11 protein-coding genes are annotated in these 12,455 nt (G+C 45.1%); 9 read left to right on the plus strand and 2 right to left on the minus strand.

What is annotated here, in order from left to right; translation table 11 throughout:
- Both BG32_RS07100 and BG32_RS07105 read right to left on the minus strand, forming a co-directional pair.
- The coding region (locus tag BG32_RS07100; RefSeq protein WP_147434867.1) for a glycogen debranching N-terminal domain-containing protein at positions 1-176 on the minus strand (176 nt) is incomplete at its 3' end.
- A complete protein-coding gene (locus tag BG32_RS07105; protein WP_014731208.1) occupies positions 173-1,156 on the minus strand; it encodes a LacI family DNA-binding transcriptional regulator in 984 nt (327 codons plus the stop codon). The genes BG32_RS07100 and BG32_RS07105, both read right to left, overlap by 4 nt.
- 1,355 nt (positions 1,157-2,511) lie before the next feature.
- On the opposite strand from BG32_RS07105, the gene BG32_RS07110 reads away from it, so the two are divergent.
- From BG32_RS07110 to BG32_RS07150, 9 genes are all read left to right on the plus strand, one after another.
- Positions 2,512-3,228, plus strand: a complete 717-nt coding sequence (locus tag BG32_RS07110) for a GntR family transcriptional regulator (RefSeq protein WP_014731209.1) — start codon at positions 2,512-2,514, stop codon at positions 3,226-3,228.
- Positions 3,225-4,049, plus strand: a complete 825-nt coding sequence (locus tag BG32_RS07115) for a BtpA/SgcQ family protein (protein ID WP_014731210.1) — start codon at positions 3,225-3,227, stop codon at positions 4,047-4,049. The genes BG32_RS07110 and BG32_RS07115 overlap by 4 nt, the downstream gene beginning before the upstream one ends.
- The gene (locus BG32_RS07120; RefSeq protein ID WP_014731211.1) at positions 4,049-4,867 is read left to right on the plus strand and encodes a BtpA/SgcQ family protein; all 819 of its coding nucleotides are present in this window, start codon (positions 4,049-4,051) and stop codon (positions 4,865-4,867) included. Before BG32_RS07115 ends, BG32_RS07120 begins: the two co-directional genes overlap by 1 nt.
- Positions 4,864-5,823, plus strand: coding sequence for a carbohydrate kinase family protein (locus BG32_RS07125; RefSeq protein ID WP_014731212.1), 960 nt, complete (start codon positions 4,864-4,866; stop codon positions 5,821-5,823). The genes BG32_RS07120 and BG32_RS07125 overlap by 4 nt, the downstream gene beginning before the upstream one ends.
- On the plus strand, positions 5,820-6,806 hold the full coding sequence (locus BG32_RS07130; RefSeq protein ID WP_014731213.1) for a BMP family protein: 987 nt from the start codon (positions 5,820-5,822) through the stop codon (positions 6,804-6,806). The genes BG32_RS07125 and BG32_RS07130 overlap by 4 nt, the downstream gene beginning before the upstream one ends.
- A 47-nt stretch (positions 6,807-6,853) precedes the next feature.
- The gene (locus BG32_RS07135; protein ID WP_041928452.1) at positions 6,854-8,389 is read left to right on the plus strand and encodes an ABC transporter ATP-binding protein; all 1,536 of its coding nucleotides are present in this window, start codon (positions 6,854-6,856) and stop codon (positions 8,387-8,389) included.
- Positions 8,367-9,401: an ABC transporter permease gene (locus BG32_RS07140; RefSeq protein ID WP_121526614.1), complete on the plus strand. Its 1,035-nt coding sequence runs from the start codon at positions 8,367-8,369 to the stop codon at positions 9,399-9,401. Before BG32_RS07135 ends, BG32_RS07140 begins: the two co-directional genes overlap by 23 nt.
- A 1-nt stretch (position 9,402) precedes the next feature.
- Entirely contained in the window at positions 9,403-10,302 is a 900-nt protein-coding gene (locus BG32_RS07145) for an ABC transporter permease (RefSeq protein WP_014731216.1), read from the plus strand.
- Between the two features lie 977 nt (positions 10,303-11,279).
- Complete coding sequence (locus BG32_RS07150; RefSeq protein ID WP_014731217.1) at positions 11,280-11,606, plus strand: hypothetical protein; 327 nt, start codon at positions 11,280-11,282, stop codon at positions 11,604-11,606.
- Positions 11,607-12,455 lie beyond the last annotated feature (849 nt).

Consider the following 12,455-nt stretch of genomic DNA (forward strand, 5'->3'; position numbering starts at 1 on the left):
CTGTCCCAGGAAAAATCTGTGTGTAGTCTTCTGAGCTTGTGCGAGGACTTTAATATCATTCTGGATATGAAACGGGTATCCTCCAGATAAAGTCCGGCCGCCTTTTCATACTCGCAGTCGATGATCCCTCTGTCATCGGTAACTACCATAAGGTTTCCGTTCTTGAAAACCTTCATCTTTTCACCTCTGAGGATTCTCTGACAATCAGCTCGACCGGAAGAATCGTCGTTTCCGTGTGGTCTTCGGATATGAGTCTGATAAGATTGATAGCGGCCCTTCTTCCGACCTCGTCTATTGGCTGGTGGATCGTTGTCAGAGAGGGCGAAACGTCTGATGAAATGGGAATATCGTCAAATCCCACGACTGGCAGAGAAACCCCCTCTTCCCTCAAGGCTTTCAACGCGCCAATCGCCATCAGGTCTGAAGCCGCAAAGATGCCGTCGAACTGGCCAAGGTGTTTTTTCGTTATTTCGAAGCCGCTCTTTTCAACGAAGTCTCCATTGCGGCCGAGAAAGGTGAAATTCATTTCCTGCGCCGCTTTTTGAAAGCCGCGTTCCCTCCATAGAGAAACGCTTTGATCGGCTGGGCCGTTAATAAAGAGAACATGCGAGCAACCTTTTCGGGCGAGGTGCTTCCCTGCAAGATACGCACCTCCTTCATTATCGGTATCTACAAATGAGATGTCCTTATCTTTTTCGTTTCTACCGACTGCCACAAAAGGAATGTTCCGCAATTTGAGAAAGTCCACTCTTTCGTCTTCGTTTTTCAAGTCAAGTACCACAAATCCATCCACTAGTCTTTTGTCTGTGAATACACGGTAAGTATCTATCACGGAGTTATGTGGTTCGTCGGTTGTCAGAATAAGATGGTAACCGAGACGACTCAATTCGAGCGAGGTCTCCCTCAAGAAAATCGAAAAATACGGATATGTGAAGAGATAATCAGCGCTGTGCGGAACAATAATCGCAATCATCTTCGTCTGCTGGCTTCTAAGGCTTCGCGCCTGCTGATTTGGCACGTAGCCTAGCTTGCTTATTACACTTTCAACTCTCTCGCGGGTTTTAGCTGATACCTTCTCTGGATTGTTTATTACCCGGGAAACAGTCGCCGTAGATACTCTTGCCATCTTCGCTATTTTGGAAATGTTAATGTTCATATAAGCAACTCCTGCAAAAGATGTAATCGATTTCAATGTAATCGATTACATTATATAGACAGTTAGTTTTTAACAACAAACACAAATGCCGGCAATTTGCAGGCATTTTTCCTGTTTATTCATTAATAGGGACGAATGTACGGTTTTTCCTCACTGTACGGGAAAGTTTGGCAGAATTCCATAATTTCTAGATATGAGAAATGTGAGTAGTCTCGCTGGTTCTCTCGAGAGCAGTTTCAGGTTACCAATTTCAGAGCGGGATGCTGTGGGCATTGACAAGAGACTGACAGCGATGTGTTCAGAAGCTTGCGGCGGACTATATACCTATGTTTTCACTCTCCATATCGAAAAGCATCAGTGCCATGCAACCTTGTGGCCCAATATTTAGCCTGTGAACCAATAATACAAAAAAACTCACTCATCATATTGTCCCTTGCCCTCGTGACTCCATTTTCTGCATTCAGTCAACCTAGGGATCAGGATACCAGGAGATAGACTCTTGTTGTTGAGGTCTCCCTGGTCCTCCGTGACCGCAGGCCCATCCTTCGAGCAGAGCCGCGCGACTCTGATGAAAACCACGTTGTTTGTCAACGGTCTACCGTCCTCCGAGAGGATCAAAACAAGATCCCGAAACAAGTTCGGGATGACATTGTGAGGGGCTTCTTGAAGCCGCTGCTCGGATAATTTTTTTCAGTTGCAGTGAGCCCCTGAATTGATTGCCGGTTCTGTTCACGAGACCCCATACCCTGTAATCGATACCCCGTGCTCAACGTATCTGAACCTGTTTCAGCATCGATGGTCGTCCCAGCGAGCAGCGTCTCTTAGCGAGCGACAAGCGTCTCTCTTCAACTATGACCTGCTTAACGGACAGTTTTTGATTAAAATGTCCAGTATATAAAACACAATTTCATATTGTCGCTCTAGAGATCTTTTGATGAGGAATGTAAAGCTGTATTCTTCGCTCAGGATTTTTCCCTCTCGCATCCGGCTCTCCTTACCTCCAATTCTCGCTCTTGCTCATGGTCAAATCAGAAGCTAAGGAATTGATTATAGGCTCTTACTGAACAAGGTTGCGCTTGGAATTGACAACTGTTCCGGTTCACTTGGTCTGGCCGAACTAAACATCCCAGCGACACTGAGGAATACGACCCTTTCATGCAGCATTCTGAAAATGAAAGGGTGAGATTCTTTCAGCTGGTACACGTTCGAAAACTACTCTTAATAGAGAACACAGTGTAATGGTCTATATGCCGCATAAAAGCTTAATTGCAGCAAAAGAAACGCTTCACGAAGAAAGTGTAGAATAAAACTGGTATAGACATATAGATATCTGTGTGTGAATGCGAGGTGTCAACATGATACCTATCTATCTTAAAATCAGAAACTACATGATCAAGCAGATCGAAAAAGGCATACTTATCCCCGGTGACAGAATTCCGTCTGAAAGGGAGCTTGTTGATCTCTTCAAGGTAAGTCGCATGACTGTTAGACACGCCATCGATCAGCTGGTTAACGATGGAATCCTTGTCAGAATGGTAGGCAAGGGTACTTACGTAAGCAGTGAGAAGTTTGCAACCGAGCTAAATGTTTTGAGAAGCTTCTCAGAGGAAATAATCTCTACCGGGCATCGCCCCTCAGCCAAATTGATACGGATCGAGAGAGGTCAGGCTGGAAACTCAGTCACTTCTCTTCTAAGGATTGACAGCAGTCATGAGGTGATGAGAGTTGAAAGACTGAGGTTGGTTGACGATCTAGAAATGGCGATTACTGTTTCGTACTTTCCTTTGTCAAGAGCATTTCCGGTAGATGAGATAGACTTCAGCGCGACTTCGATCTACAACCAAATTGAGTCCCTAGGCCTTCGAATAGAAAAGGCTACCGAAACGGTTACAGCTGAAGCAGCCGACAAAAGGACTGCGAACTTTCTGCGTGTGAAAGACAAAGCCCCCCTCCTGAAAATAACTAGGCTCACATTTATTTCGAACAACGTACCTATTGAATACATGGAGGGATTGTTCAGGCCAGACAGATATTTTATATCCCAAGAACTCTATAGACAGGAAGTGAGATGATGAAGATGTTTGAAGAAATGTTTGGAAAGAAGCTCCCAATAATCGGTGTAGTTCATCTGCAGCCACTGCCAGGTGCGCCGAGATATGAAGGAATGTCTATGAAAGAGATTACCAGGCTCGCTGTTGAAGAAGCCAAAACCATGGTGGAGAATGGCGTGGACGGCCTGATAATCGAAAACTTCCGCGACATGATGTTCAAAAAGAGAGTCGGTCCCGAGACCGTTGCATCTATGACCTATGTTGCTTCGGAAGTAGTCGCTAATCTCTCTGTTCCAATAGGGCTCTGCGTTCTCCAATCCGATGCGATTTCTGCTCTTGCGATCGCGAAAGCAGTTGGGGGCAAGTTTATCAGGGTACCTTACTACACGGAGACATACATAGTTGATGCTGGAATGATGGAGAGTATTGCAGCCGATGCACTGAGATTCAGAAAGATGATCGAAGCCAGAGACGTAAAGATATTTGCAGATGTACACATCAAGCACGGCTATTCGCTTTCACGCAGACCCATTGAGGAATCGGCCGAAGATGCCTTTGAACGAGGACTTGCCGATGCCGTTATTGTCACGGGGAAAAAGACCGGCGGCAAGACCAAACCAGAGGATGTAAAGGCGGTAAGAGATTACCTTCCAAAGCTTCCACTTATTGTGGGAAGCGGGGTGACTCCAGAAAGTCTTTCCGAGTACTTCCCACAACTTGGCGATGCTGTAATTGTTGGAACGAGCCTTAAGAAAGACGGTAAGACTGAAAGCCCTGTGGACCCCGAGAGAGTCAGGCAGTTTGCAAATCATATGGAGAAGTGCAGAAAGGAGCTTGATTGATGACCACAATAACTGAGTTCAACCAGTTGTTTGGTACTTCGAAACCAATAATTGGGATGATTCATCTAAAGCCATTACCAGGCTCACCAGTTTATGATGGGGAGGGTTTAAGAAAAGTAATAGATCATGCGCTGGACGAAGCGGGAAAGCTCATTGAAGGCGGAGTAGATGGCGTTCAAGTCGAGAATTACAACGATCCGTCTTACTTCCCGGATGTTGCCGCCCCCGAGACTGTTTCCTCGCTCTCCATTGTTGCACACGAAGTTCACAAAGCTTTTCCGGATACGCCTATGGGCATCTGTCTTCTTGCCGATCCAATAGCATCCATTGCTGTAGCGCATTCCTCCGGCGCGAAATTCGTGAGAGCGACCGTGTTCACCGAAGCATCTGTAGATGTTTCGGGCTTAGCAATAAGAAGACCTCATGAAATTCTTAGATACCGCAAATTCCTCGATCCTTCCATAAGGATCTTTGCAGACGTTCATATCAAACATTCCGCGCCTCTTGCGATGAGACCGATTGAAGAATCCGCCTACGATGCCGCATATTTCCTGGCGGATTCTGTAATCATTAGTGGAAAGCACACTGGATTTGAGACGCCTCTCGAAGATCTGAAAAAGGTGCGAGGCGTACTTCCAAATTACCCGATTATGGTGGGTTCAGGAATGAACAAGGTTAACGCTGGAAAGATCTTCGAAGTAGCTTCAGGAGCTTTTGTTGGTTCCACTTTCAAGGTCGACGGTGATTCTTACAAGTCAGTGGATTCCGAGAGAGTCAAGGAGTTCATGAAGGTCATCAAGGAGATAAGAAAGCGATGAGCAGATCCGTTCTTGTTCTGGGTGATGTAAACGTAGATATAATCGGGAAGTTTGATGGGTTTCCCACACCGGGTAGCTGTGCCTACAGCGAGAAACCGGCTTTGCGACCCGGTGGCTCAGGACTGAACACTTATGTTGGATTGAGAAAGCTTGGGATCGATGCTGATTTTTTCACTATGATAGGAGAGGACATTTTTGGCGATTTCATAAAGGCCGAACTTTTGACACTTGGAATTGAATTCTCTCCTAAAATCTCGGAGTCGTATTCAACCGGTGTAGTGTTTTCTCTCTCTACAAACAACGAGCGGACCTTCTTCTCATTCAGAAGAGGTGCGGCCGATGTACATATAACTTACGAAGATCTTTCGGGAACCTCTCTGGATTCAGGTATATTGTATCTTACGGGTGTGTCTGTTGTAGAAGGTGAGGAGACTTTCGAGACATTTCTTAGAGTTGTTGAGGAAACCAAGTCTTCCGGCACGAAGATCTTCTTCGATCCCAACATAAGAAAGACCGATTTGGTTTCGATTTCGAGAATAGAAAAGATAATTCCTTTCGTGGATGTCTTCCTTCCCGCTCAAGATGAGTTGAAAGCTCTATTTTCAAAGTCTGACAAGTTCAGGTTTTGCTCGGACTTGCTTTCAACTGGTATTTCTGACATCTGGATAAAGAGAGGAGCAAATGGTTGTTCTCTCTTTTCGAAGGATAGCTGTTTTGACTTTCCCGCTCCAAGAGTAACGGCTCTTGAATGCACGGGAGCAGGTGATGCCTTCAACGCAGCCGTTATCTGGGGTTATGTCAACAATCTTGAAGAGAAGGAGATTGGCATTTACGGAAATATTTACGCAGGGATCAGCACAGAAAGAATCGGTGCTGCTACATCTTATCCCTATAGAAAAGAGATGTTAGAAAGCAAGCACTATAAATCTATCAAAACGGGGGTGAAAGTATCATGAAACGAATGATTCTCGTTCTATTTCTACTGGGGATCGTTGCAACGGGTTTCGGCGCATTGAAGGTGGCCATTGTTGCAGGAGACGCAATCGGAGACCGTGGATTTACGGACATGGCTTACATTGGCATTCAAGAAGCAGAAAAGCAGTTCGATATTGAATACAAAGTATTCGAGTGCCATGTCGACCCTTCGAAGTATTTTGATTCTTTGAGAGCGGCAGCTATGAACTACGATCTAATCTTCGTAGATCCTGGCTACTTCTTTGACAAGGAGCTCGCGGAGGTAAGCGCAATGTTCCTGTCGAAGACCTTTGTCTATATCGACGGCGCATCGGATCTTCCAAACGTCGTTTCAGTTCCTTTCAAGCAGAATGAAGGAGCTTTCCTCGCTGGATGCCTTGCTGCGCTATTGACTGACAAGACTGAACTGTGCAAGATCAATTCCGAGAAGATAGTTGGATTTGTCGGCGGTTTCGATATGCCCGTAATCAGGGACTATCAGGTCGGTTACGAACATGGTGTCAGATATGTCGATCCAGAAGTCAAGGTCATTGCGAGATATGCCGGAGATCATTACGATCCAGCCCTTGGAAAAGAGACGGCCTATTCAGTATCTAAAGAAGGAGCCGATGTGATTTTCCAGGCCGCGGGCCCCACGGGTCTCGGAATTCTCGAGGCAGCTAAGGACTATGGCTTCTTTGCAATTGGCGTTGATACGGATCAGGGCTATCTTCAGCCAGGTTTCATAGTGTCTAGTATGATGAAAAAAGTTGACGTCGCAGTTCTGGATATCGTTAGAATGCAGGTTGAGAATAAGCTTGAAAAGGGTTCCCTCCATGTCTACGGTATTGCTAATGGCGGAGTGGGACTCGCGTATAACGAATTCATGATGGATACAGTACCAGCGTCAGTCTACATAGAAATCAGAGAGATTCAGGAGAAGATCGCGAACGGAGAAATCGTAGTAGACTCATATCTCAACTGATGTTTTTTGGAGCCCCTCCGGGGGCTCCGTCTTCAATATCTCGGGGGGTGTTACCAATTCTTGTCTGCAATAAAGTCTCGAAGACATACCCAAATGGCCTGGAAGCACTCAAAGAAGTGAGTTTCGATGTAAAAAGAGGCGAGATTCACGCGATCGTGGGAGAGAATGGCGCTGGAAAGTCGACTCTGATGAACATTCTATTTGGAATGTTCAAACCGACTTCGGGAGAAATAACGTTCAAGGACAAGCAGTTCTCGCCAAAACATCCCTCGGAAGCGATAGGCCTTGGCATAGGAATGGTACACCAGCACTTCAAGCTCGTGCAGAGCATAACGGTTGCCGAGAATGTAGTGCTTGGTATGGAGAAACGCTTTCAGAACAGAATTGGAAAGATCAACAACGCCGAGATGAACAGTTCGGTTTCTTCGTTGATTGAGAGGCTTAGAATGTCGATCTCTCCGGATGACAGAATACAGGACTTACCGATAAGTAAGAAGCAGCAGGTTGAGATTCTTAAGGTTCTCTATAGAGATACGGATTTCGTTATTCTTGATGAACCAACCGCAGTGCTAGCCCCGAACGAGGTGGATGACTTTCTTGAATTTGTGACTGGAATTAGGGACATGGGTAAGACGGTGGTTTTCATCTCTCATAGACTGGGAGAGGTCTTCGCTATTGCTGACCGAATAACGATTTTGAGAAGGGGCAAGGTCGTAGGTACTTTTGACAAGAAGGACGTGAACAGAGAGAGTGTGGCAAACATGATGATCGGAACAGCCAGTGATCTCTATGAACGACCAGAAAACTTCGTGAGAGATGAAATCGTTTTGTCTGTGAAGCAGATTTCCGACGCATCGGGAATACTAAAGAATTTGAGCTTTGACCTCCACGAAGGGGAGGTCCTAGGTTTCGCAGGAGTTGGAGGAAATGGTCAGGAGGAGCTCTTTGAGGTGCTTGCAGGAAATCTGATGTTGTCCTCGGGAGAAATCTTACTAAAGGGATCTTCGATCGAATCACTAAATACGCTCGAAAGAAGAAAAGCAGGACTTGCCTATATCACCGACGATCGAATGAAGAAGGGGCTAGCGCCTGACAGAAGTATAGTCGAGAACAGCATTGCGGGCCACCATAAATCTGGAAGATTTGGGAAACTGGCGATAAATAGCTCGAAGGCAAACGCGTTCACCGAGTCAATCATTGCCGATTACGACGTTAGAACAGGTAAGAATATTCGAACCCCTGTGAGGGCTTTGTCGGGGGGCAACATGCAGAAACTTCTCGTCGGACGCGAAATCGCATATGATCCTGCCGTTCTTATTGCTTCTCAGCCCACAGCAGGAGTCGATGTGGCAGCGAGAAAGCTCATCCACGATTCGTTCAGGAGACTTTCAAAGAGTGGTTCCGGTATTATCTTGATCAGCGGTGATCTCGAGGAGATAATGGATCTTGCGAATAGAATTATTGTGTTATACCGCGGTAGAGCCGTTGCGGAGCTGGCATACCCTCATTACGATACGACGGAGATCAGTTATTACATGACGGGGATAAGGGGGTCGCAGAATGCAAGCTGCACGAACTCTTAGTCTAAGAAAGCTCCTTCTCTCGCTTCTTCTCGTAGTTTGTATCTTATCGGTTTGGGCACTGATTATATGGTTTGGCGGAGAGTCACCTTTCAAAGGATTCAGCTTTATTATTGAAGGTTCACTAGGCAACCACTATCAGCTTTTGTCTACTTTAAACAAAATGGTTCCATTGATTTTAGCCGCAGCCGCCGTTGCCGTTCCTGCATGGACCGGAATGTGGAACATCGGTGGAGAGGGTCAGTTATTGTTGGGAGCATTCGGGGCTGCTCTAGTCGGTTTTTCTATAGATTTCGGAGCGGGTATCGTGAACATTGTCGTGGCCCTTTTGGTATCTGCTGCATTTGGTATGGCCTGGGCTGCGTGGCCTGCGATATTCAAGATCAAGTTGAGAATGGATGAGGTAGTTACTACTCTGATGGGGAACTACATCGCCGCTCAGTTGATAGCCTATTTGATCAACAAACCATTTAGAGACCCTCGATCACCTCTTGCCCAGACTCCCTATATAAAGTCGAATTATGTCATTCCATATTTGTTCGAAGGGTCACAGTTTTCCGCGACTTTTTTTATTGCTATAGGGATAGTTTTGGTTCTATTCGTATTCAGGAAGAAGTTCATCATGGGATATGAATTTGAAATCACTGGAAGCAACTCGGTTTTTGCAGAGTTGAGTGGAGTTAAGGTCAAGAAGATAAAGCTTCTGTCGATGCTCATTGGAGGTGCTTTGGCAGGTCTAGCCGGTGGTCTTCTGGTCCTGGGAATGACACAAAGGGTTATGCAAAGTTTTTCACCGGGATACGGATTTACTGGTCTCCTGATTTGTCTACTTGCATTCAATGATCCACTGATCATTATTGGGATTGCCTTTCTCTTCTCTGTACTTCAAACCGGAAGTGTGAATCTACAGTTGTTCTCGTCGGTTCCGGCTGAGATTAGCGGTGTTCTTCAAGCGGTTATGGTTTTATTTGTAGCTGCATTCAAGACCTTCATTGTTGGACGGGGGGATAATTAGAATGGACATGGAATTGATCACTACACTATTTCGAACATCAATCCGAATGGCGACTCCAATTCTGCTTGCATCGTTAGGAGGGGCACTAACTTATCATGCAGGTATAATCAACGTGGCTATGGAAGGACTCATGCTGATTAGCGCCTTCTTCTCCGTAGTGTTTTCATATCTTACAGGGAATGCTTTTTACGGCATAATTGCCGGAATGATGGCTTCCATTCTAATATCATTGCTGTACTCAGTTTTTGTAAGTTTCTTGAAAGCAAACAACTTCGCAATCGGTTTTGCAATAAACATATTGGTGAGTTCACTCACTTTATTCCTTATGAGAATCATGTTTAAGGGAGAAAATGCATTCAACTCTCCAGATATAGCGCCAATTCCTGAACTCAAACTCATAACTGGAAACTACTTTCTAGACAACTACATTCTGAATTTCAGTATACTCACTTATCTTTCAATTCTGATTGCTTTTGTCTTGGCATTCATAGTCTACAAGACCTCCTTTGGGCTCAGGCTTAGGGTTTGTGGAGAGATGCCTCAGGCCCTTACAACAGCAGGTGTGAAGGTGGGGTTTGTTCAACTGTGTTCCAGCGTTTTGTGTGGAGCTCTCTGTGGACTTGCGGGGGCACAGCTTTCGCTATACAACGTAAGGATGTTCTCCCGCGAGATGACGGGCGGGAGAGGTTTTGTAGCACTTGCCGCGATTCTAATTTCGGGGGGAAAACCGAAGAGGATACTTGTCATCTCTCTGCTCTTTGGTGTTTTCGATGCTCTTTCTGTCAAGCTGCAAGGCGAGAAGGTCGCGCCTCAGTTCGCTCTAATGCTGCCTTATGTGATGAGTGTAGTCGTTCTGCTGTTGTTTCATCTGAAGTCCAGAAAGGGACTGAAGAACGCCTGAAGCAGAATCTTTCACATGGCTGGACTAGATTACTTGAGCAAGTCAACTTCTGAATCAAGATACCCAAATTATGCGGGCCACAAAAAAGACTGAGCTCTTTTGTGAAGAGCACTTCAAATAACCGTCAATAAGCCTTATGAAACTAGCTTCTTAGGACACCCGTAGCGGCAACATTGCGCCTTTCGTTTTGCTGGCGGTATTGGCTATTATAAGAACTTCAAATGACTAACTCGGAAGCAATTGTGTGTGCACAATCTGAAGCTACAGCTTTATCTTACTGTGGTAGTGAGTTTTGATTCTGTTTCAATAGAGATTTCCTGTAGCCTGATGAAGGTTGACGGGTTGTTAAAAATGGAGTCCAGAAAAGGTTTTTCATCCAACGGCAGGAAGGAAGGGATTGCATGCCACTCTCTAGTAACAGATCAACCTAGACATGTGATGATCTCAATCTGCTTAATATGCGTATGAACCAGAAATGCTAGTTTGGAAAAGACTACACTTTACACTTATTAGTTATGTAGACTTATACTGAAAAGCCAACTTTGTGAACGAAAATCCGGAGCATAAAGTGGCATTTTTTATTTTCGCAGTGACTAACCGTATGTTAACTATTTAGAGAAAGCTGACGAATATCATACCTCAAAGTCTGTCTTGAACTGCCAAAATCCTTCGTATTCTTCAGACTCAGTGATACCCATTGAGCTTACTATAATTTGTTGAGGCTTATCCTAAGCGATTATTGTCACTTATAGTTCTTAATCATTGGTTTTTTACTCAATAAAAGACATAAATGGACCAGGCTCTCTTTCTTTATGTAACTAATCACATTGTCTAATTAGAACAGGGAAACTTCCATTTTGTTTATAATGTAACAAGTGGTATATTAATCGCATCAGTACATTGCACCTCTTCCCATATTTTCCCTGAGCCCTCACTTATTTTGTATAGATGCAAAGCCTCACTTGTGGAGGTGGGTAATGAAGAGCGAAATTTTCTCGTTTTGTTTGCTGGTGCTTATAGCAGCTGTGGTGCTATTTATAAGTCGATGTCCACCCGTTCCAAACACGCTTCCAACAATCACCAAAGCAAGTAGCCCTTCCGGAGCAATATCCCAGAACAGCAGCACATTCAGCTGGAATGGAAGTGATCCGGATGGAACTATTTCCAAGTACGAATACAGAAAAGATGGTGACAGCTGGGTAAGAATGGCACGAGCACAAGCTATACATGGAGTGGATACTCTAAAGGCTTGCACACATTCGAAGGCAAGGCTCAGGACAACGAAGGTACTAACTCGAGTGTGATAAGCGAATTGTTTTCTCTCATGAATTGCAAATGCAACCTACCGGTTCGCCGAATAACCTAGATGGAACTACGAAGACGGGTTTGAAAGTATGCGTTTTAAACGAACAAGGAGATTATTCGCCTGAAATGAAAAACCACTGGTATTCCTGGGAAGATGTTTTTCACAGTACAAGGAGCTAATTACTTCGAGAATATGCAAGTTGCCGAAATGGTTACTGAATATCGCGGGTTTATAATAATATAGGAGGTAAGTTGATGCCGCAATTTCAGTTTGTTGTTTTACGATCCAATAGAGTTTCTTACCGCTTTTAGAAAAACCTATAACCTTTTGGGAAGTTAGTACCCATTTCCGATAAAATGCCGATATATTTCCGATAAATTGCTTCTTTCGTTCTTTCGTGACTCCATTTTTTGCATTCAGTTAACCCTGCTTTTTTTGCTATGAGATAGATCTTCATTCGAGAGCTAAGAGCTTTGCTCTTGGTCCTTAGGAAGCCCTCGGCGGACGCGCTGCCGACTCCATTGAGAAGTGATACAGTTGTAGAACATTGAACGCAAGGCTGTGCAAGAACTGCCCAGGTCGCAATGCCCGCTTCGCGGGGAAAGAGCGGATGAACGCTGCTAAAAACCACGTTATCCGTCAACGATCTTCCGGCCCCGCCGAGAGGATCAAAACCAGATCCCGAAACAAGTTCGGGATGACTCTGAACAGGAGACCCCAAACAGGAGCCCTGAACAAGAGCATTTCAGGGCAGGCTCATTGGGATGACAACTGACGGTTATTGCGAAAAGGCTAGATTCCGTCATTCCGACAAAGCTCCTGGTCGGAATCTCGATGCTATTGCTTC

This window comes from Mesotoga sp. HF07.pep.5.2.highcov (genome assembly GCF_003666285.1).
Taxonomy (GTDB): domain Bacteria; phylum Thermotogota; class Thermotogae; order Petrotogales; family Kosmotogaceae; genus Mesotoga; species Mesotoga prima.

Coding starts and splice junctions, on each gene's coding strand:
- BG32_RS07105 (WP_014731208.1), bottom strand. CDS start 1,156: ATGAACATTAACATTTCCAAAATAGCGAAGATGGCAAGAGTATCTACG.
- BG32_RS07110 (WP_014731209.1), top strand. CDS start 2,512: ATGATACCTATCTATCTTAAAATCAGAAACTACATGATCAAGCAGATC.
- BG32_RS07115 (WP_014731210.1), top strand. CDS start 3,225: ATGATGAAGATGTTTGAAGAAATGTTTGGAAAGAAGCTCCCAATAATC.
- BG32_RS07120 (WP_014731211.1), top strand. CDS start 4,049: ATGACCACAATAACTGAGTTCAACCAGTTGTTTGGTACTTCGAAACCA.
- BG32_RS07125 (WP_014731212.1), top strand. CDS start 4,864: ATGAGCAGATCCGTTCTTGTTCTGGGTGATGTAAACGTAGATATAATC.
- BG32_RS07130 (WP_014731213.1), top strand. CDS start 5,820: ATGAAACGAATGATTCTCGTTCTATTTCTACTGGGGATCGTTGCAACG.
- BG32_RS07140 (WP_121526614.1), top strand. CDS start 8,367: ATGCAAGCTGCACGAACTCTTAGTCTAAGAAAGCTCCTTCTCTCGCTT.
- BG32_RS07145 (WP_014731216.1), top strand. CDS start 9,403: ATGGACATGGAATTGATCACTACACTATTTCGAACATCAATCCGAATG.
- BG32_RS07150 (WP_014731217.1), top strand. CDS start 11,280: ATGAAGAGCGAAATTTTCTCGTTTTGTTTGCTGGTGCTTATAGCAGCT.